The sequence below is a fragment of the Acuticoccus sp. I52.16.1 genome (genome assembly GCF_022865125.1).
Classification (GTDB): domain Bacteria; phylum Pseudomonadota; class Alphaproteobacteria; order Rhizobiales; family Amorphaceae; genus Acuticoccus.
The window spans coordinates 3,969,100-3,988,111 of the sequence record NZ_CP094828.1; the positions used below are offsets into that span (position 1 = coordinate 3,969,100).

The 19,012-nt window shown below is 69.7% G+C and carries 18 protein-coding genes and 1 tRNA gene; 8 read left to right on the forward strand and 11 right to left on the reverse strand.

The features are described from left to right. Nucleotides 1–34: 34 nt before the first annotated feature. The 5 genes from MRB58_RS17860 to MRB58_RS17880 all read right to left on the reverse strand — a co-directional run bounded on the left by MRB58_RS17860 (nucleotide 35) and on the right by MRB58_RS17880 (nucleotide 4,204). Nucleotides 35–256, reverse strand: a complete 222-nt coding sequence (locus MRB58_RS17860; RefSeq protein WP_244778448.1) for a hypothetical protein — start codon at nucleotides 254–256, stop codon at nucleotides 35–37. A 210-nt stretch (nucleotides 257–466) separates the two neighbouring features. Continuing rightward, the gene (locus tag MRB58_RS17865) at nucleotides 467–1,225 is read right to left on the reverse strand and encodes a DUF1624 domain-containing protein (protein ID WP_244778449.1); all 759 of its coding nucleotides are present in this window, start codon (nucleotides 1,223–1,225) and stop codon (nucleotides 467–469) included. A 1-nt stretch (nucleotide 1,226) separates the two neighbouring features. Next, nucleotides 1,227–2,120 carry a LysR family transcriptional regulator gene (locus MRB58_RS17870; protein ID WP_244778450.1) on the reverse strand — a complete coding sequence of 298 codons (894 nt, stop codon included), beginning with the start codon at nucleotides 2,118–2,120 and terminating at the stop codon, nucleotides 1,227–1,229. A 41-nt stretch (nucleotides 2,121–2,161) separates the two neighbouring features. Further along, the gene (gene trxB / locus MRB58_RS17875; protein WP_244778451.1) at nucleotides 2,162–3,145 is read right to left on the reverse strand and encodes a thioredoxin-disulfide reductase; all 984 of its coding nucleotides are present in this window, start codon (nucleotides 3,143–3,145) and stop codon (nucleotides 2,162–2,164) included. A 54-nt stretch (nucleotides 3,146–3,199) separates the two neighbouring features. After that, the gene (locus MRB58_RS17880) at nucleotides 3,200–4,204 is read right to left on the reverse strand and encodes an ELM1/GtrOC1 family putative glycosyltransferase (protein ID WP_244778452.1); all 1,005 of its coding nucleotides are present in this window, start codon (nucleotides 4,202–4,204) and stop codon (nucleotides 3,200–3,202) included. A 50-nt stretch (nucleotides 4,205–4,254) separates the two neighbouring features. On the opposite strand from MRB58_RS17880, the gene MRB58_RS17885 reads away from it, so the two are divergent. Continuing rightward, entirely contained in the window at nucleotides 4,255–4,752 is a 498-nt protein-coding gene (locus tag MRB58_RS17885) for an Lrp/AsnC family transcriptional regulator (RefSeq protein WP_244778453.1), read from the forward strand. A gap of 32 nt (nucleotides 4,753–4,784) precedes the next feature. Here MRB58_RS17885 and MRB58_RS17890 read toward each other — a convergent pair whose 3' ends face one another. Then, nucleotides 4,785–6,218, reverse strand: coding sequence for a PAS domain-containing protein (locus MRB58_RS17890; protein ID WP_244778454.1), 1,434 nt, complete (start codon nucleotides 6,216–6,218; stop codon nucleotides 4,785–4,787). A gap of 312 nt (nucleotides 6,219–6,530) precedes the next feature. Between MRB58_RS17890 and MRB58_RS17895 the strand changes: the two genes are divergently transcribed. The 5 genes from MRB58_RS17895 to MRB58_RS17915 all read left to right on the forward strand — a co-directional run bounded on the left by MRB58_RS17895 (nucleotide 6,531) and on the right by MRB58_RS17915 (nucleotide 10,932). Then, the gene (locus MRB58_RS17895; RefSeq protein WP_244778455.1) at nucleotides 6,531–7,028 is read left to right on the forward strand and encodes a phasin; all 498 of its coding nucleotides are present in this window, start codon (nucleotides 6,531–6,533) and stop codon (nucleotides 7,026–7,028) included. A 134-nt stretch (nucleotides 7,029–7,162) separates the two neighbouring features. After that, nucleotides 7,163–7,239, forward strand: a tRNA-His gene (locus tag MRB58_RS17900). Nucleotides 7,240–7,471: 232 nt separating this feature from the next. After that, nucleotides 7,472–8,674 (forward strand): alpha-hydroxy acid oxidase, encoded by a 1,203-nt coding sequence (locus tag MRB58_RS17905; RefSeq protein WP_256461683.1) that lies wholly within the window; start codon nucleotides 7,472–7,474, stop codon nucleotides 8,672–8,674. Between the two features lie 7 nt (nucleotides 8,675–8,681). Continuing rightward, nucleotides 8,682–9,656, forward strand: coding sequence for an NAD(P)-dependent oxidoreductase (locus tag MRB58_RS17910; protein WP_244778456.1), 975 nt, complete (start codon nucleotides 8,682–8,684; stop codon nucleotides 9,654–9,656). A gap of 148 nt (nucleotides 9,657–9,804) precedes the next feature. Next, nucleotides 9,805–10,932 carry a hypothetical protein gene (locus tag MRB58_RS17915; protein ID WP_244778457.1) on the forward strand — a complete coding sequence of 376 codons (1,128 nt, stop codon included), beginning with the start codon at nucleotides 9,805–9,807 and terminating at the stop codon, nucleotides 10,930–10,932. A gap of 18 nt (nucleotides 10,933–10,950) precedes the next feature. Here MRB58_RS17915 and MRB58_RS17920 read toward each other — a convergent pair whose 3' ends face one another. From MRB58_RS17920 to MRB58_RS17940, 5 genes are all read right to left on the reverse strand, one after another. Continuing rightward, entirely contained in the window at nucleotides 10,951–12,396 is a 1,446-nt protein-coding gene (locus tag MRB58_RS17920; RefSeq protein ID WP_244778458.1) for a heterodisulfide reductase-related iron-sulfur binding cluster, read from the reverse strand. A gap of 61 nt (nucleotides 12,397–12,457) precedes the next feature. After that, complete coding sequence (locus MRB58_RS17925) at nucleotides 12,458–13,096, reverse strand: hypothetical protein (protein WP_244778459.1); 639 nt, start codon at nucleotides 13,094–13,096, stop codon at nucleotides 12,458–12,460. An 86-nt stretch (nucleotides 13,097–13,182) separates the two neighbouring features. Then, a complete protein-coding gene (locus tag MRB58_RS17930) occupies nucleotides 13,183–14,379 on the reverse strand; it encodes an FAD-binding protein (RefSeq protein ID WP_244778460.1) in 1,197 nt (398 codons plus the stop codon). Next, a complete protein-coding gene (locus MRB58_RS17935; RefSeq protein WP_244778461.1) occupies nucleotides 14,376–14,876 on the reverse strand; it encodes a Rap1a/Tai family immunity protein in 501 nt (166 codons plus the stop codon). Before MRB58_RS17935 ends, MRB58_RS17930 begins: the two co-directional genes overlap by 4 nt. Further along, nucleotides 14,876–16,372: an FAD-linked oxidase C-terminal domain-containing protein gene (locus tag MRB58_RS17940; protein WP_244778462.1), complete on the reverse strand. Its 1,497-nt coding sequence runs from the start codon at nucleotides 16,370–16,372 to the stop codon at nucleotides 14,876–14,878. The genes MRB58_RS17935 and MRB58_RS17940 overlap by 1 nt, the downstream gene beginning before the upstream one ends. 152 nt (nucleotides 16,373–16,524) lie before the next feature. On the opposite strand from MRB58_RS17940, the gene MRB58_RS17945 reads away from it, so the two are divergent. Next, on the forward strand, nucleotides 16,525–17,538 hold the full coding sequence (locus MRB58_RS17945) for a methyltransferase (protein ID WP_244778463.1): 1,014 nt from the start codon (nucleotides 16,525–16,527) through the stop codon (nucleotides 17,536–17,538). A gap of 210 nt (nucleotides 17,539–17,748) precedes the next feature. Continuing rightward, nucleotides 17,749–18,957: an MFS transporter gene (locus tag MRB58_RS17950; RefSeq protein WP_244778464.1), complete on the forward strand. Its 1,209-nt coding sequence runs from the start codon at nucleotides 17,749–17,751 to the stop codon at nucleotides 18,955–18,957. Nucleotides 18,958–19,012 lie beyond the last annotated feature (55 nt).

A 19,012-nucleotide genomic window follows, 5' to 3' on the forward strand; every position in this document is an offset into this window, starting at 1 on the left:
ATGGAGGCCGCCGCGGTCTCGACCGTTGCCGGGTTCAGCAGCCGCCGCGGCGCAGGCAGCGGTTGAATTGGGGGGAGCCATTCTGGAACCGGCGGCCGCAGAAGCGAGCGCGCGACTCGCAGCGGTTGCCGCCCTGGCTGCCGCCGCCGCCCCCGCCCACCGCGCAGCCGCGCCGCGCCATGCACGAGCGGTAGCGGTCCCCCTGGCCGAACCGGCGCTGGCAGACGAAGTTCTGCCGCCCGCAGTAACCCTGCACGTGTTCCCATCCCGCCGGCGGCGGCGCGAGCCGTGGCGGGGCGGGCGCCGCGGTCGACGACGGGGCCGCCAGGGTCGCCAGGGTCGCCATGAGCAAGGCCAGTGCGACGCGAGGCGGTACGCGGTGCGGCACCATGGGTCGAGGCATCTCCGAGGCTGCGATCTCACACCATCCTAGGCTAGGCCGGGCCAACCTCGGATGAACAGAGCCTCAGCCGTTGCTCAACATCGCAAGGCCCATGAAAATGCCGAACAGCACCGGCTGGTGCAGCAGGTATATGGGGAAACTCCACCGCCCCAGCACCGCGATCGCCTCCCAGACCGGCCCGGCGCGCCCCCGGCCGGGCACCAGCCGGACCACGCGGCCGACGATGACGCCCAGCAGCGTCACCGCGAACCAGGGGAAGACGGGCTCGTAGTCGAAGGTGATCGGCATCTGCGGGGCGAGGCCGAGCGGGTAGGCCCACGGCGCCTCGAAGACGGCGTCGCGCCACACGTGCGGGAGGGCGAAGACGGCGAGCGCCACCGCCGCGGTGAGGGCGACCGGCGCCCGCACGAAGGGGAGCGCCAGGAGGCTGAAGAGGGCGATGGCGTGCAGGATGCCGAAGTAGATCGGCACCGGCATCGCATAGGCCGTCCCGAGGGTGACGACTGCCGCGCCGCCCGCCACCCAGGCGAGCCGCGTGAGGAAGGGACGCCAGCGGATGCCGCGCGCATGCGCCGCGACGAGGCTGACGCCGACGAGGAAGAGGAAGGTGGACGCGATGCCGGCCGCGAAGCCGCGCCACAGCGGGCTGGTGGTCACCGGCCAGTCGACATGGCCGAAGAACATGAGGTCGAACGAGCCGTGGTAGATCACCATGGCGACGATCGCGACGCCGCGCGCCGCGTCGAGCCACAGGATGCGCCGCCGCGGGGACGCGGTGGGCGCGTCGCCGTCGGCCGCGAGGGCGGGCCGCCCGTCGCTCACGTCAGTACCGCCACCTCTCGGCCTTCTCGACGATGAAATCGCGGAACGCCTGCACGCGGGCCGACGAGCGCAGCTCCTCGGCGTAGACGAAGTAGAGGTCGTAGGTCGGCGCCTCGGCGCCGAGATCGAGCCGCACCAGGCTGTCGGCGTCGGTCTCGACGATGAAGTCGGGCAGGACGCCGATGCCGGCGCCACCGGCGATCGCGTGCTTCATGGCCGGCATGTTGGAGATGCGCACCGCCGATTGGCGCGGGTCGTCCGCCGAGCGCCCGGCGATCTCCAGCCAGTTGAGATCGCGCAGATAGGCGGGCGGGTTGGGGCCGAAGGTGACGAGGCGGTGCCCGTCGAGTTCCTCGAGCGTGCCCGGAGAGCCGAACTTGGCGATGTACTCGTGCGAAGCGTAGACGTGGAAATGCACGGTGAAGAGGCGGCGCTGCACCAGGTCGGGCTGCGTCGGCTGGCGCCAGCGGATGGCGATGTCCGCCTCGCGCATGCCGATGTCGAGCTCGTTGTCGTCGAAGATCATCAGGAGCTGGACTTCGGGGTAGGTCTCCACGAAGTCGCCGATGCGCGACGACAGCCACGTGGTGCCGAGGCCCATCGTGGTGGTGACGCGCAGCACGCCGCGCGGCCGGTCGCGCGAATCGACCAGCGCACCCTCGACCGCCTGCAACTCGCGAGCGATGCCCGACGTGGTACGGAAGAGCTTCTCGCCCTGTTCCGTCAGCAGGAGGCCGCGGGCGTGGCGATGAAACAGCGCCACGCCGACCTGTTGCTCGAGCGCATGTACCTGACGGCTGACGGCCGACTGGCTGATGCCGAGTTCCTCGCCGGCGTGCGTGAAACTACCTTTGCGCGCGGCAGAGTGGAAAACCCTCAGCTTATCCCAGTCCATCTCGTCTTGCCTTCAAGGCCCGCTCTCGGGGGCGTGCGGCCTCAGGCCGCGAGTGTTTCGTTCGCCCGCGCCGGATTGGCGGCGAGCCACCGCTCCGCTTCCAGCGCGGCCATGCATCCCATCCCCGCGGCGGTGACCGCCTGGCGGAAGGTCTCGTCCGTCACGTCCCCGGCGGCGAACACGCCTTCGACCGAGGTCGCCGCGGAGTCCGGCGCCGTCCAAACATACCCGGACGGGCGGAGCCGGAGCTGGTCGGCGATCAGCTCCGTCGCCGGGGCGTGCCCGATGGCGACGAAGACGCCGTCCGTCTTCACCTCTTTCTCCTCGCCGGTCACCGTGTCGCGAAGCCGCGCGCCGGTGACGCCGAGCGGATCGTGGTCGCCGGTCACCTCGGCGATCTCGGCGTTCCACACCACCTCGATCTTCGGATGCGCGAACAGCCGATCCTGCAGGATCTTTTCCGCGCGCAACGTGTCTCTGCGATGAACGAGGGTCACCTTGTCGGCATGGTGGGTGAGGTAGAGCGCCTCTTCCACGGCCGTGTTGCCGCCGCCCACCACGAGGACGTTCTTGCCCCGGTAGAAGAAACCGTCGCACGTGGCGCAGGCGGAGACGCCGTAGCCCTTGAACTGCTCCTCGGTGGGAAGGCCCAGCCACTTGGCCTGCGCGCCGGTGGCGAGGATCACCGCATCGGCGACGTAGATCTTGCCGCTGTCGGCCTCGAAGCGGAACGGGCGCTGGGAGAGGTCGGCGGCCGTCAGGTGATCGTACATCATCCTGGTGCCGACGTGCTCGGCCTGCTCGCGCATCTGCTCCATCAGCCAGGGGCCCTGGATGACGTCGGCGAAGCCCGGATAATTTTCCACGTCGGTGGTGATGGTCATCTGCCCGCCCGGCTGGATGCCGGCCACGAGCACGGGTTCGAGCATGGCACGCGCGGCATAGATGGCGGCGGTATAGCCGGCCGGGCCGGAGCCGATGATCAGAAGCTTGGTCCTGACGATGTTCTGCTCGGTATCGCTCATCGAACGTATGCCTTTCGCGAGGGATCGCTGCTCGCTGCACCTCTATTTGTGCTGCTATTTGTGCTGCGCTGCAACATTGGACAACCCCAACCGGGGGCGCAACGCGTCGGCGATGGCACCGGCGGCGTCCAATGGAATATAGGACCAACGGGGAAAATCCCCATCAAACCAGCGCATCGCACCGTACTCGATCAAACTGGAATAAAAGGATTCGAATCGGGCTTTTCCACGACCGATTCGCCATCCGAGGATCGGTTTGCCGGTCGTCGCCGCGTCGCTCAGCATCGCGACGGAGTCGGCGGTGACGATGAACGCGTCCGCCAGGGCGAGGATTCCAGCGTAGGACACGGCGCTTTCCGGCGCGTCACTCGCGACCAAATGATGAGGGGTGGCGGCCAGCGCGTCGGTGAGAGCGGCGGTCGCGGCGGGGCCGGTCCGGCGCGAGGTGCCGACGGCGAGGACGCAGTCGTGCCGCGCGGCGAAGGCGGCGAGCGCGCGGCCGAACGCGGCGGCGTCCGCCGGCTCGAAGCGCTGGCGCGCCGCCGTCCCGCCGACGAGCACGCCGACGACGCCGCCCGGACGCGCCGGCAGCAAGGGGCGCAGCGCCGCCGACCCTCGCGCCAGATCCTCGGCGGTGACGGCCGAGGGGGCGGTCAGCGTCTCGAACCGGGGCGGGAGCAGGGCGTCGACCCGGCGCCGGTCGTGACGCGGCGCCCAGATCATGTCGAAGTCGCGCGGGCGCCACAGGACGGGTTGCAGCGCGAGGACGAACGGGCGCGGCGCGCAAAGGTGCGAGATCGCCCGCGCGGGGCTCAGACTCTGTCGCCCGGCCGCAATGACGAGAACGATTTCTGGCGCCAACCGAGGCGGCAGAGGGAACTCTTCGGCAACGAGCGCACTATATGGAAGTGACAAACGCCGTGCGATGGCGACTGCCTGTCGGTGATGCCCGATCTTGCCCTGTGCCGAAACGATGAGGCAGCAGGGAGGTTCAGGGTGATCACGTTGTGTACAATATTCTTGCGAAGGGCGGGTTGAGCTACGACCTGAAGGATCCAAGTCCTCACCCCTTTGACGCTTGAATTAGAGCGAGAACACGCGCGTCCGCCATGAAAGTTCGCCTCGACACCGTAGATTGGAAGATCCTAGCCGCGTTGCAGAGCAACGGGCGCATGACCAACGTGGAGCTGGCGCGCCGCGCCGGTATCTCCGCGCCGCCCTGTCTACGCCGCGTCCGTGCTCTCGAGCAAAACGGGATCATCACCGGGTATCGCACCCTGATCGATGAGAAGGAGCTCGGGTACGACCTGACCGCCTTCGCCTTCGTCGGCCTGAAGAACCAGACCGAAGCCGAACTCCTGAAGTTCGAGGAGCAGCTGCGTGCCTGGCCGATCGTGCGCGACGCCTGGATGGTGTCGGGGGAGGTCGATTTCGTCCTCTTCTGCATCACCGAGACGCTGCGTTCGTTCCAGAACTTCATCATCGAGACGCTGACCTCCGCCGAAAACGTGGAGAGCGTGCGCACGTCTCTGACGATCCGCCAGTCGAAATCCGAGCCCCGCGTACCGATGCCGGGGCAGGAAGTGGCCGACCCCGTCGCCGTCTAGCCGACGCGCGAGGAGGGTCGACGCGTCGAGCGTCAGCGGGCGAAGTCGATGATCGCCGCCGCCGGCGGGGCCGCCATGTCCTCGGGCAGTTCCAGCGGTGCGATCGTGACGCGGCCGTCCATCCGCACCGTCACCTCACGCTCCGCGGCGATCGCCGCCTCGGCCACACGGTCCGACTCGGCCACCCGTTCCAGCGCCCGCGTCGGCGCGGCCGGGACGTCGATGAGGATGCGCTCACCGTCGCGCCGCAGGGTCAGCACCGCGTGCGCGTCGCCGCGCATCGCCAGCGTCAGCAGAACCATCCGAAGAAGATTCACCTCGGCGACCGCCGCCGGCGCGGCAGGCGTCGCGACGGCTTCGTCCTCTTCCGTTACGACGAGGAAGGCGGCGTCCCGCACCAGGCGGCGCACGTCGCACACGGCGCGGAACAGCGGCGTGCCGGCGATGGCGTCGTCCTCGGCGGCGGCCTGCGGCTCGGGGGCGCCATCGTCGTTGGCGCGCGCGTCCGCGTCGAAATCGCGCAGGGCGAGGTCGGGCACCCAGGCGGGGTCCGGCGCGGTGAAGGGGGTGGCGGCCTCGGGCATCGTCTCCGCGCGGCCTTCGCCGGGCACGGGCGGGAACATCGGCAGCACGTCGTCGGCGGTGAGCTGCTTGTGGAAGACCAGGACGGAGAGCTGCCCGTCGCGCAGCGCGCCGACGCTGACGGTGTAGCGCGCGGACCCGATCGCCACCGCCTTCGTGGTGCGCGCCTGCCCGTCCGCCAGCAGGAAGGACAGGCTCATCACGTCGAACACGTGCTCGAGGTCGGCCGCGGTGAGCCGGTCCTCCAGCCGCGCCTTGGCCTGCAACGGCGCCAGCGCGTCGAAGGCGCGGTTGCACAGCTCGATATGGCCGCCGCGGGTCACGAGCGCGATGGGGGCGGGGTTGGCGTCGAGCACCTCCATCAGGAGGTCGCGCCCGGGCGCGCATGTCGTCGCGGGGACCTCGGCGACGTGCATCTCGTCGGGCATCGCGGTCAGCAGCATCGCCCGTTCGCCGCTCCACTCGATCGTCGCCATGGTGACGCGTGCGCCGAAGGTCCGCCCGCCGGCGGTGCGCAGCGGCATCCCCCCCGGCCGCCCCGGCCCGCCGCCGGCGAAGAGCGCGCCCATTCCGCCCGCCGCCTCCAGGATGTTGGCGGAGGTGTAGCCGAACAGGACCACCGCGGCGCGATTGATGAAGGCGACGTCGTCGTTGACGATCACCAGCGCGGCGACCGGCATCCGCTCCAAGAGGTCGCGCGCCTTCGCGTCGACCGGCGCGACGTCGAGCATCGAGCCTTTCGGCTTGTCCCAACGGTTGAGCAGCACGTCGGTGGACAGGCGGGCGAGGGGGCTGGGGTCGAACTCGTCCGGCATGTCGCCGGCGAACTCCGCGCCGAGCGCCTTGGCGATGTACCGGAACGCGTCGGCTTCGGGTCGTGACATTCGGCCGACATCAATCGGTGCGTCCGCCTCCATGCCGTCTCCCTTATCCTCGGATTGATCGTTCATCGTGCGAGGGAGCTTGCTGCCATCGAGTTAATCCGGCTGCAACGCATACCGGGGGCGGAAGCGGTGAATTCGGTTATCCCCAGGTAAAGGTGTCACATTTTCACGCAGCGAACGCCTGCGTTCTGAGCGGTCGCAAAAAAAATGTTGCACTGCACAATCGGTGCGCTACATAGGGGTTGGCAGCGGCGAAAAGGCTGCGGCCAGACGGCCGCGGCGCTTCACCGCGATCCCGTGCAGGAGGTCAAAATGTCGATCAACGAAAACATTCCGACCCCGGATACCATCGCGAACGAGGCGTTCAAGGCTGCCGATCAGGCGACCGACCAGTTCGCGTCTGCCCTTCCGGGGTACGATGCCCCCAAGATGGTCCGTGAGATGGCTGAGCAAGGCATCTCCACGGCCCGCCAGATGTATGAAAATGCCCGCAACGCCGCAGAGGAGGCGACTGACATGATGGAAGATACCTACGAAACCGCTCGGAAGTCGTTCACCGAGCTGAACCTGAAGCTGATCGATCAGGCCCAGGCCAACACCGATCGCGTCTTCGCTTTCGCGAAGGAAGTTGCCGGCGCCAAGACCGTGTCGGAGGCCGTCGAGCTGCAGACCAAGTTCGCGCGTGAGCAGTTCGAGGCTTTCGCCTCGCAGGCCCGTGAGATGCAGGAGACCGCGCAGAAGCTCGCCTCCGAGACCTCGGGCCCGATGAAGGAAGCCTGGGAGCGCGCGACGCACAAGTTCAACGCGTAATTCTCACGCGTCGACGGCGTCGCACCTTCGAGGTCGCGAAAGCTGAAATGAAGAAGCGCGTCGGGGTTCCCGGCGCGCTTTTTCTATGCCATATGCACCCGACCGGCGCGGGGGACACCCCGACGCGGACCTGTGCCGACGTAGCTCAGTTGGTTAGAGCGCTGGATTGTGGATCCAGAGGTCGTCCGTTCGAACCGGACCGTCGGTACCATCCACCACACACCCACTCCCGTCTCGTCTTCCCACCCCGGCGCCGTACCGGTCCCCGCAGCGGGCATCGTGCGCCCGCGCCGCAGGACCGGCGCGCGAGAGCACCGGCGTGCGAGAGTACGCGCCGCAGGTCCCGCGCACGAAGGGGGAGGGCCGCGCCCAGGTGGTGTCCGCTCCTGAAAAGCTGCGTTAGTATCGGCGCTTGAGAGGGCCGAACGGCCAGGAGGTTACCCGTGGCACCCAACCTGACAATCGCCGACCTGCGCGACAAGCACCGGCGATTCACCCCCAAGATGTTCTACGATTACGCCGATTCCGGGTCGTACACCGAGGGCACCTACCGCGAGAACGAGACCGCGTTCTCCGCCATCAAGCTGCGCCAGCGGGTCGCCCGCAACATCGACCAGCGCAACCTCTCCGCCAAAGTCCTCGGCGAGACGCGCGCGCTGCCGCTCTACCTCGCTCCCGTCGGCATGACCGGCATGCAGCACCCCGACGGGGAGATCCTCGCCGCCCGCGCCGCCGAGAAGTTCGGCGTGCCGTTCACCCTGTCGACCATGTCGATCTGCTCGATCGAGGACGTCGCCGCGGCCACCACCAAGCCCTTCTGGTTCCAGCTCTACGTGATGCGCGACCGGGGGTTCGCCGCCGACCTCATCGAGCGGGCGAAGGCGGCCGGCTGCGCGGCGCTGGTGCTGACGCTCGACCTGCAGATCCTCGGCCAGCGCCACAAGGACCTCAGGAACGGCCTCTCCGCCCCGCCGAAGATGACCCCGAAGGTCATCGCCCAGCTCATGGCCCGCCCCGAGTGGTGCCTGAAGATGCTCGGCTGCAAGCACCGCCAGTTCGGCAACATCGTCGGCCACGTGAAGGGCGTGACCGACATGGGCTCGCTGTCGGACTGGACCGCCTCGCAGTTCGACCCGACGCTCGACTGGTCGAGCGTGGAGTGGGTCAAGGAGCGGTGGGGCGGCCCGCTGATCCTGAAGGGCATCGGCGATCCGGACGACGCCAAGATCGCCTTGGGCACCGGGGCGGACGCGATCACCGTCTCCAACCACGGCGGCCGCCAGCTCGACGGGGCGCCCGCCTCGATCGACATGCTGCCGCCCATCGTCGACGCGGTCGGCGGGCAGATGGAGATCCACATGGACGGCGGCATCCGCTCCGGCCAGGACATCCTGAAGGCGATGGCGCTGGGCGCGGACGCGACCTCCATCGGCCGCGCCTTCATCCACGGCCTGGGCGCGGCGGGCGAGGCGGGCGTCACCCGCGCGCTCGAGATCCTCGCCAAGGAGCTCGACATCACCATGGCCCTGTGCGGCGAGACGGACATCAACGCCGTCGGCCACCACAACATCTGGGGCCGCGTGCCGGCGGTGGAGCCGGCCGCCACCGAGCCGCGCGAGGACGACCTCGTCGCCGTCGGCGCCTGACCGCGCGATGCGTATCCTCGTCACCGGCAGCGCCGGCCACCTCGGCGAAGCGCTGATGCGGATGCTGCCGGCGGCGGGTCACGACCCCATCGGCCTCGACATCGAGCCGGGGCCGCATACCGACATCGTCGGCTCGATCACCGACCGGGAGGTCGCCTACACCGCGACCCTCGGTGTCGACGCGATCCTTCACACCGCCACGCTGCACAAGCCGCACGTGAAGACCCACTCCAAGGCCGCATTCGTGGAGACCAACGTTGCCGGAACGCTGGCGCTGCTGGAGGCGGCGGCGCAGCACCGGATCGCCCGCTTCGTCTTCACCAGCACGACGAGCGCGTTCGGCGCGGCGCTGAACCCCGCGGCGGACGAGCCGGCGGCCTGGATCGACGAGAGCGTCGCCCCGGTCCCGAAGAACATCTACGGCGTCACCAAGACCGCGGCGGAGGACCTGTGCGCCCTCTTCGCGCGCGAGAAGGGGATGGCGGTCACGGTCCTGCGCACCTCGCGCTTCTTCCCCGAGGACGACGACGACGCTGCGGTGCGATCGCGCTGGAGCGAGCCGAACATCAAGGCCAACGAGTTCCTCTACCGCCGTGTGGACATCGAGGACGCGGCCGCCGCGCACCTTTCGGCGCTCGGTGCGGGCGCCGGCTTCGCGCGGTACGTCATCAGCGCCCCGGCCCCGTTCGCACCGTCCGACGCGCCGGCCTTGCGCCGCGATCCGCACGCCGTCGTCGCCCGCCTGTTCCCGGACTATCGGCGGATCTACGACGCGGCCGGCTGGGAGATGCTGGACACGTTCGACCGCGTCTACGACAGTCGCCGTGCCGTGGCCGAACTCGGCTGGCGTCCGCGCTGGGACTTCGCCGCGATCCTGCGCCAGGTCGAGGCGGGCGCGCCCATCGGCAGCGACCTCGCCCGCAGCATCGGCCGCAAGGGTTACCACGACGAGGTCTTCGCAGGCGGCCCCTTCCCGGTCTAGGCCGACACAGCGCCGCCACATCGGCGATCTTTGATTTCGCACTTATGCACTTTTCAAATCTGTAAGGCGACGGTTATGCTGGCTAAGGGAGGGCGCCGAGACAGGATCTCCGCCCCTCGATCCCGCTGCGGAGCCGGGCCATGCGACGATGAACATCGATGAAGCCGACCAATCCGAGCTGATCGGCTACCTACTGGCAAGCGTTGTCGAGGAATCGAACCTTCAGTCGTTCACCGATAAACTTGTTTCGCTGTGCGACGACCGCATTGTGGTCGCACTCCGCCGGATCGATGTCCTGACCAAGTGCGAAGACGTGGCCGGTTTTTCTGGCATCGACGCGGACAGTATCGACTCTTTCGTGAACTATTATGCCAGCCGGAATGCATATCAGGAGCCGTTGACGCGCATTCCGCTCAACGCGCCGCAGTTCGCCCTGGCCCATGTCGACCGCCGCGCCATCGCCAAGTCCGAGATCTACAACGACTGGAAGCGCCCGCTGGGCCTCGGCATCGGCGGCCTCGCGATCAACGTGGCGCGCAGCGGACGTTACGTGCTCAGCGCCAGCATCGAGATGTCCGACGCGCTGGAGGAGGCGGCGGGGCGCGGGTTCGAGGCGCTGCTGGGCCGTCTCGCGCCGCATCTCGCCACGCTCGCCGATCTTAACGGCAAGGCCTGGGCCAAGGGCGTATCGGCCGCACTCGACACCTCGGCGACCGGGGCGCTCCTGGTCTCGCACGTCGGCCGGGTGATCCACATGAACGAGGCGGCGGAGCGGCTGCTGTGGATCACCGGCCTCAACGTCGACGCCAAGGGCAAGCTGTGCGGTGCGACGCCGGAGGCGGACGGTACCGTCCAGGCCGTGCTCGGCGACGTGCTGGCCGGCCGCAGCGCCGCGCGCACCGTACGGGTCAAGGACCTCGGCTATCTGGGCGACATCCACCTCACCGCGTCGCGCCTGCCGGAGGGGGCGCGACGGCCGGCGATCTGGTCCCTGGCGCCGCAGGACGAGCCGGCGGCCGTCATCTACCTGGCGCCCGACCACGAGCGGGCGCGCACCGTGGTGCCGCGGGTGAGGGCGGTCTACGGCCTCAGCGAGGACGAGGCGTTCATGGCCTTCTTCCTCTACTGCGGGACCCGGCTGGAGGACATCACCAAGATCACCGGCCAGCACCCCTACGAGGCACAGCTGCTGATCGACCGGGTGATGAAGAAGATGGACGCCGCCCGCTATGCCGACGTGGTGCGCCGCGTCGGCCGGGTCGCCGCGTCGGTCTGAACCCGCGGGCGATGCGCGTCAGGCGGCGGCGACGGCCTGCCGCTCGCGAAGGTGGGGGGCGGCGGCCGCGGGGGCCGGGCCGCCGTAGGCCCAGTCCAGCAGCTCCACCGTATGCACCACCGCCTTGGCGCTGCCGAGCTGCGTCATGCAGCCGATGTTGCCGGTGGCGACGATGTCCGCCCCGGTCAGGCCGATGTTGGCGAGCTTGCGCTCCTTCAGCCGCGCCGCGATCCCCGGTTGCATGATGTTGTAGGTGCCCGCCGAGCCGCAGCACAGGTGCCCCTCCGGCACGTCCTTCACGGTGAAGCCGGCGGCCGCCAGCAGCCTCTTGGGCTCGGTGCGGATGCGCTGGCCGTGCTGCATCGAGCAGGCGGAGTGGTAGGCGACGACCGTGTCGCTCGCCCGCGAAGGGGCGCCGAGGTCGAGGTCGCCCAGCACCTCCGTCACGTCCTTGGCGAGGGCGGAGACGGTCGCGGCGCGGTCGGCCCACTCGGGATCCTCGCGCAGCATGAAGCCGTAGTCCTTGATGGTCGTGCCGCAGCCGGACGCGGTGATGACGATGGCGTCGAGACCGCGCTCGGCCTCCGCCAGCCAGGCGGTGATGTTCGCCTTGGCGGCGGCGAGCGCGTCATCCTCGCGGCCCATGTGGTGGACCAGCGCGCCGCAGCAGCCCTCGCCCGCCGGCTGCACGATCTCGACGCCGGCGCGATTGAGGAGGCGCACCGTCGCCGCGTTGATCGACGGTGCCAGCACGCTCTGCGCGCAGCCGGTGAGCAGCGCCATGCGCCGCTTGCGCGTGCCGGTGGCCGGGTAGACGGCCGGGCGCGGGGCGTCCTGGGCGGCGGGAAGGGCGCGCGGCGCCAGCGCCAGCATCGCCCCCAGTCGGGAGCGCACGTCCGCCTTGGGCGCAGTGGTGCGGGCGCTGTTCACGGCCGCCGGCATCGCGGGCTTCATCACCCGGTTCTCGGCGTCGGCGTGGTTCTCGGCCGTGGCGCGGACGGCCGGGCGCGGTGCCCGTGGCGCGATCAGCCCGGCGAAGGGGCGCGCCAGGGCGGCCAGCCTCAACGCCGCGCGGAAGCGGCGCGGGTAGGGAAGGATCGCCGCCAGCGTGGCGCGCAGCAGCCGGTCGGCCAGCGGCCGGCGGTAGGTCTTCTCGACGTGGGCGCGCGCATGGTCGACGAGGTGCATGTAGTTCACGCCGGACGGGCACGTCGTCATGCAGGCGAGGCAGGAGAGGCAGCGGTCGAGGTGCAGCGTGTCGGCCGCGGTGGCCGGACGGTCCGCCTCCAGCATCTCCTTGATGAGGTAGATGCGGCCGCGCGGGCTGTCCCGCTCGTCGCCCAGGAGCACGAAGGTGGGGCACGTCGCCGTGCAGAAGCCGCAGTGGACGCAGGCACGCAAGATGCCGTCGGCCGTGCGGATGGCGGGGTCTTCGAGCTGTGCGGGGGAGAAGTTCGTCTGCATGAAGGGACGATATTTTATTTTGTGGGCCGGCGGAATGCGCGGCGATGTCGTCACTTCGGAATTAGACCAAAAAGGCGTCCGGGTCGTCGATCCGTTGCGCATGGGCCGCGCGGACGATGCCGTGGACGGACCGCGCCACCAGCCATACCGCGACGAGGGGGTAGATGATCACCCCGCCGCCCGCGAAGGCGAGTGCGATGGAGAGCACATAGCCCGCCGCCGCGCCCCAGAAGGTGCGGATCTGGTAGGTGTAGTGCGAGGCGAGCCAGGCCGGCGGCCGGCGTCGCCGCGCGTAGTGGGCGAAGGCGAAGGCCGCCAGCGCGGTGATCGGCAGCGCGGGGCTGACCAGATAGGCCGCGTAGATCAGCTTCGCGTTGACCATCCCCGGCTGGTCCCAGCGTCCCGCCGCCTCGATGCGCGCTTGCTTGCGCGCGCCGGGGCCGGCTGCCTCGGCGGCCGCGGCCGCGGCCGCGTCGACCGCGGCGTCGGTCTCGGGCGGTGGTGTGGGCTTGGCCGCTTTGGGGCGGACCGGAGCGGTCTTGCGGGCGGGCGGCGCCGCGCCGGTGACGCGGGGCGCCTCCGGCAGATGCGGGCGTGAGGCGGGCCCCTTGGCGGTGCGCGGGCGCGCCGCCTTGCGCCTGGGCGCGCCGTGGGACGGCACGCTCGGGCCGGAGCGCCGGGGAGGCTCGGAATCGCTCATACGTTCGTCAACGACCGAACTCGGGTGAACGTTGCGGCTCCACAGCAGCATGTCATCGCACCGTTTTCGGGTCGAATGACGACCGCCTAGGTGCGGGCCAAGCGACCGGGGTTGAGAATCGCGTGCGGGTCGAATGCAGCGCGTAAGCGCTCACTTAACGCTTTAACATTTACTGCCGAGTTATGGAACGTGGACGTTCCCGTACGGATCTCGGCCGGTGCGCGGATCAGCGTCGCATGGCCTCCGCCCGCCTTGGCGACAGCGTCGCGCAGGAGGCTTGCCCCGGCGTCCCCCGTGGCTGGCGTCTCGACCCAGACGAGCCCGCCGGCCCAATCGAGCATGGCGCGGCTGCCGGGCGGCATCGCCGCGGCGATCCGCGGTCCCTCGGTCGGCGCCACGGAGATGCGCCACACCGCGCCCGCGGTGCCGACGAACGGGGTGACGTCGCGGATCGCGCGCCACAGCGCCTGCGAGGGCTCGCGCTCCACGGCGACGATCTCCTGCCCCGCGAAAAGGCGGCGCAACGCCTCGGCGCGCGCGGCGACCGAGGGGCCGAAGCCCTCCAGCCGCAGCACCGTGTGGGGGACCGTCGCGCCGGGGATCGCCGCGCCCACGACGTCGGCCGCGAGGTGGGCCGCGCCGGAGACGTCCGCGGCCGAGCCCATCGCGCGGGACATCGCGTGGACCGCCGCCTCGACGGCGAGGCCGGGGAGGGCGACGGTCGTCTCGGTCTCGGGCCGCGGCAGGACCTTCACCGTCATCTCGGTGGCGATGGCGAGGGTGCCCCACGAGCCGCACAGCGCGCGGGCGAGGTCGTAGCCGGTGACGTTCTTGACCACCTTGCCGCCGGCCTTGAAGCTCTCGCCGCGGCCGGAGACCGCGTGCAGCCCCAGCATGTGGTCGCGCACCGCGCCTGCCGTCAGCCGCCGCGGGCCGGCGAAGTTGGTGCCGAACGCGCCGCCGAAGGTCGCAACGCCCCCGGCGCCCAGAAGCGGGACGAGGTCGGGCGGCTCGAAGGCCAGCATCTGCCCGGCGGCGCTCAGAGTGTCGCCGATCTCGGCCATCGGTGTGCCGGGCTTCAGCGTGAGGATCAGTTCCTCCGGCTCGTAGCCGACGATGCCGGCGAGGCGCGACAGGTCCATCACGTAGCCGGTCTGCGTCGGCGGGGAGATGGCGCGCTTGGTGCCGCCGCCGATGATCTCCAGCGGCTCTGCGGTGGCGACGGCGGAGGCGACGTAGTCCACCACGTCGGCCGCCGATTCGGGGGTCAGCACGTTGCTCACCGGGCGCTCGGCGCCGCGCCGCCGGAGGTGCCGGAGGGCGTATCGGTGGCGTCCCTCGCGGGCGTGTCCGTGATGCCGGCGGGTGCCTCGCCGGGCGTATCGTCGGACAGCGGCACGGTCGCCGCGTTGCAGGGGAAGGTGACGGTCAGGAGGTTGTGGAAGACGGCGGCGGTGGGCGTGTCGCCCGGCACGCCGCGCTCGATGGCGACGGCCATCATGTCCATCATCTCGACCAGCGTGACCGGGCGGGGCAGGCAGTAGGGGTGTTTGTCGCCGTTGGCGTAGGCGGCGACGCTGTACCCCTCCACCAGGCCGGCCATGTAGGACAGGCAGCCGTAGTTTTCCGGCGGGCGCTGGCCATCGGCACCCGCCCGCGCGTCGCAGTTCTCTAGGAAGCGCGCGGCGACGCGGAAGGGGCTGGTGTCGCCCCGCGGCGCCTGTTGCGCGGCGACGGGGACGGCGGCGAGGAGGCTCGCCGCGACGATGAGGGAACGCATCAGAACCTCGGAATGTCCGGGAAGGGCAGCTTGCCGCGGTGGACGTGCATGCGGCCGAGTTCGGCACAGCGGTGCAGCACCGGGAACACCTTGCCGGGATTGAGAAGGTGCTGCGGGTCGAACGCGCACTTCACGCGCTGCTGCTGTTTCAGGTCGTCTTCGGTGAACATCTCCGGCATCAGGTCGCGCTTCTCGACGCCGACGCCGTGCTCGCCCGTCAGGCATCCGCCCACCTCGACGCACAGCTTCAGGATGTCGGCGCCGAACGCCTCGGCCCGGTCCAGCTCGCCCGGCTGGTTGGCGTCGAACAGGATGAGCGGGTGCAGGTTGCCGTCGCCGGCGTGGAAGACGTTGGCGACGCGCAGCCCGTGCTTCTCGGACAGCTCCGCCATACCCTTCAAGACGCGCGGCAGCTCGCGGCGCGGGATGGTCCCGTCCATGCACATGTAGTCGGGCGAGATGCGGCCGACGGCGGGGAAGGCGGCCTTGCGCCCGGCCCAGAAGGTGGCGCGCTCCTCCTCCGTCTCGGACACGCGGCAGGAGGTGGCGCCATTCTCGCGGCACATCCCCTCGACGAGGTCGATCAGATGATCCACCTCGACTTTCGGTCCGTCCAGCTCGACGATCAGCAGCGCCTCGACGTCGAGCGGGTAGCCGGCGTGGACGAAGGCTTCGGCAGCGTGGATGGCGGGCTTGTCCATCATCTCCATGCCGCCGGGGATGATCCCGGCGCCGATGATCGCGGCCACCGCGCGCCCGGCGTCCTCCGCCTCGGGAAAGCCGACGAGCACCGCCCGCGCCGTCTCCGGTGAGCGCAGGATGCGCACGGTGATCTCCGTGACGACGCCGAGCAGCCCCTCGGACCCGGTCATGAAGGCGAGCCAGTCGTACCCTTCCGCGTCGAGGTGCTTGCCGCCGAAGCGCATCACCTCGCCCTCGATGGTGACGATCTCGAGCCCCAGGACGTTGTTGGTGGTGAGGCCGTATTTGAGGCTGTGCACGCCGCCGGAGTTCTCGGCGATGTTGCCGCCGATGGAGCAGGCGATCTGCGAGGACGGGTCCGGCGCGTAGTAGAACCCCTCGTGCGAGACCGCGTTGGTGATGGCGAGGTTGGTCACGCCCGGCTGAACGGTGGCGCAGCGGTTGGCGAAGTCGATGTCGAGGATGCGGTTGAAGCGCATCATCGAGATCAGCACCGCGTCCGCCAGCGGCAGCGCGCCGCCCGAGAGGGAGGTGCCGGCGCCGCGCGGGACGACGCGGATTCCCGTCTCGTGGCAATATTTCAGGACGGCGGCGACCTGTTCCACCGTTTCGGGCAACACAACCACGAATGGCATCTGGCGATAGGCGGTGAGCGCGTCGCTCTCGTAAGTGCGCATGCCGGTTTCATCGTCGACCGTGCCCTCTCCCGGTACGATTTCGCGCAGCTTCGCAACGATTTCGCCCCGTCGCGCCATGATCTGAGCGTCGACGGCCGGCATTCTCAGCCCGGACATATCTTTCCCCCCGCAGCCTGCAAGCTGCCGCCCTCGGCCATCGATTGCAACCGCATCTTGGCGCGTATGACGCACGACATAGCGGCCAAAACCTTGAAATTGTCGAGAACATGATATCCTAAAAGGAGCATAATCCACTTCGAAGGAATGGCATGGGCGTTCTCACGCAGGCAGACGAAATTTCGCAAATCGCATTCGGCTACATGGGATCGAAGGCGCTGTTCGCGGCGCTGGAGTCGAACGTGTTCACTCTCCTTTCGAACGGTCCCCGGACGGCGGAGGAGGTGGCGGGCGACACCGCCCTCGAACCCGACCGTGCCGAGATGCTGCTGACGGCTTTGGCGGGGCTCGGCCTCGTCACGGTCGAGGACGGCAAATTCGCGAACTCGCCGGCGGCCGACGCCTTCCTGGTGAAGGGCGCGAAGTACGACTTCTCCGACTATCTGCGGCTGCAGGTCGGCAAGCAGATGTATCCGCTAATCGACCAGATCGAGGCGGCGCTCGAGAACCGGCTGCCCGATGATGCCACCGCATCCTACGCCGACTGGTTCTCCGATCCCGAGCAGGCCCGGCTCTACTCCGAGAGCCAGCATGCCGGCTCGCTCGGTCCCGCGCGCCAGCTCGCCCGCAAGACCGACCTGTCCGACGCCAGGACCCTGCTCGACGTCGGCGGCGGCACGGGCGCCTTCGCGATCACCCTGTGCAAGGCCAACGTCAACCTGACGGCGACCGTGGTCGACTATCCGAATGTCGCCGCGCTCGGCAAGGAATACGTCGAGGAGGCGGACCTTTCGGACCGGATCACCTACGTCGCCGGTGATGGGCGCGAGGACATCTGGCCGAAGAACCAGGACGTGGTGCTCATGTCCTACCTCTTCTCGGGCGTGCCGGGCGAGGCGCACGAGGGCCTCATCTCCCGCGCCTACGATCACCTCGCCCCCGGCGGCCGGCTGATGGTGCACGACTTCATCGTCGACGCGGACCGCACGGGTCCGAAGCTCGCCGCGCTCTGGCAGCTTCAGCACACGGCGTTCACGCCCGAGGCGCGTTCGCTGGACGCGGGCTGGCTCGCCGAGGCGATGAGCAAGGCCGGCTTCCACGAGGTGGAGGTCCGCACCATGATCCCCGAGATGACCATGCTGGCGAGCGGTCACCGTCCGAAGTAACGCACGCCGCGCCCCGGCCACCCACGGGTCGCCGGGGCCCTATGGTTTCGCTCCGGCCCCCCGCGCGCGACGTGGCGCGAGCGGCGTGCCCCCGGTCCGACCCCGTCGCCGGCCGGGCCGGCGCCGCCGGCCATAGGCTGCGTGAATGGTCGACGCCGGGAGCGCGTCGGCTTGCTTGCGGTATCTGGCCGCAGGGGATAATCGGGCGGCATGCAAGCCAATGATCGTCTGGCGCGGCGCAATGCGCTCGTGCTGGCGCTCGCCCAGGCGATGGGCGGAGCGCTGACCTCCATCACCATTTCCCTCGGCGGTCTCGTCGGCGTGTCGCTGCTGGGCGCCACGACGCAGATCGCGACGCTGGCGGTCTCCATGATGATCGTCGGCACCGCCTGCGGCACCATCCCGGCGGCGATGCTGATGGGGCGGATCGGCCGTCGCGCCGGCTTCATGGTCGGCGCGCTGATCTCCTCGGCGGGGGGCTTCGTCGCCTTCGCCGCGATCATGAACGACAGCTTCCCGCTCTACTGCGTCGGCACCTTCGTCGGCGGCTTCTCGTTCGCGTTCGTGCAGCAGTACCGGTTCGCCGCCGCCGACGGGGCGAGCGATCGGTTCAAGCCGCGGGCGATCTCGTTCGTCCTGGCGGGCGGGTTGCTCGCCGGCATCATCGGCCCGCAGACGGTGATCGCGACGCGCGACCTCTTCGCCCCCACCGCGTTCGCCGGCGCCTACCTGGCCCAGGGGCTGCTGGCGATCGTCAGCCTCGGCCTGCTCGCCTTCTACCGCGGGCCGGTGCAGGCGCCGCGCTCGGTCCAGGCGGCGGCCGGCCGGCCGATGCGCCAGATCCTCGCCGAGCCGCGCGTGCAGCTGGCGATCCTCGTCGCCCTCGTCTCCTACGGCGTCATGAGCCTCATGATGACCGCCGCGCCGCTCGCCATGCTCGCCTGCGGGTTCGACACCGACGCCGCGGCCACCGGCATCCAGTGGCACGTGATCGCGATGTTCGCGCCGAGCTTCTTCACCGGCAGCCTGATCGCCCGCTTCGGGGCCGAGCCGATCGCGACCATCGGCCTCGTCCTGCTCGCCTTTGCCGGTGGCACGGCCTTGCTGGGGATCGACCTCGGCAACTTCTACGTGGCGTTGATCCTCCTGGGCCTCGGCTGGAACTTCGGCTTCATCGGCGGCACGGCGATGCTGACCCAGGCGCAGCGTCCCGAGGAGCGCGCCCGCACCCAGGCGGCGAACGACTTCATCGTCTTCGGCATGGTCGCCGTCGCCTCGCTGTCGTCGGGCGCCTTGTTCCAGACGGCGGGGTGGGCGCCGATCAACTGGGTCCTCCTCGGCCTGGTCGCTTGCCCTCTGATTGTATTGGGGATCGGCGCGGCCCTCTCCCAAAGTCGCCGCTCCGATAAGCTTGCCTGATGGGCTGACGAACGCTTTACTCCGGCGGCAATGAAAAGAGATGCGGCCCCCGACG

What these genes read in the sequence shown, in the direction of transcription:
- MRB58_RS17870 (WP_244778450.1), bottom strand. Translation starts at nt 2,120, where the DNA reads ATGGACTGGGATAAGCTGAGGGTTTTCCACTCTGCCGCGCGCAAAGGT.
- trxB (WP_244778451.1), bottom strand. Translation starts at nt 3,145, where the DNA reads ATGAGCGATACCGAGCAGAACATCGTCAGGACCAAGCTTCTGATCATC.
- MRB58_RS17885 (WP_244778453.1), top strand. Translation starts at nt 4,255, where the DNA reads ATGAAAGTTCGCCTCGACACCGTAGATTGGAAGATCCTAGCCGCGTTG.
- MRB58_RS17890 (WP_244778454.1), bottom strand. Translation starts at nt 6,218, where the DNA reads ATGTCACGACCCGAAGCCGACGCGTTCCGGTACATCGCCAAGGCGCTC.
- MRB58_RS17895 (WP_244778455.1), top strand. Translation starts at nt 6,531, where the DNA reads ATGTCGATCAACGAAAACATTCCGACCCCGGATACCATCGCGAACGAG.
- MRB58_RS17910 (WP_244778456.1), top strand. Translation starts at nt 8,682, where the DNA reads ATGCGTATCCTCGTCACCGGCAGCGCCGGCCACCTCGGCGAAGCGCTG.
- MRB58_RS17915 (WP_244778457.1), top strand. Translation starts at nt 9,805, where the DNA reads ATGAACATCGATGAAGCCGACCAATCCGAGCTGATCGGCTACCTACTG.
- MRB58_RS17920 (WP_244778458.1), bottom strand. Translation starts at nt 12,396, where the DNA reads ATGCAGACGAACTTCTCCCCCGCACAGCTCGAAGACCCCGCCATCCGC.
- MRB58_RS17925 (WP_244778459.1), bottom strand. Translation starts at nt 13,096, where the DNA reads ATGAGCGATTCCGAGCCTCCCCGGCGCTCCGGCCCGAGCGTGCCGTCC.
- MRB58_RS17935 (WP_244778461.1), bottom strand. Translation starts at nt 14,876, where the DNA reads ATGCGTTCCCTCATCGTCGCGGCGAGCCTCCTCGCCGCCGTCCCCGTC.
- MRB58_RS17940 (WP_244778462.1), bottom strand. Translation starts at nt 16,372, where the DNA reads ATGTCCGGGCTGAGAATGCCGGCCGTCGACGCTCAGATCATGGCGCGA.
- MRB58_RS17945 (WP_244778463.1), top strand. Translation starts at nt 16,525, where the DNA reads ATGGGCGTTCTCACGCAGGCAGACGAAATTTCGCAAATCGCATTCGGC.
- MRB58_RS17950 (WP_244778464.1), top strand. Translation starts at nt 17,749, where the DNA reads ATGCAAGCCAATGATCGTCTGGCGCGGCGCAATGCGCTCGTGCTGGCG.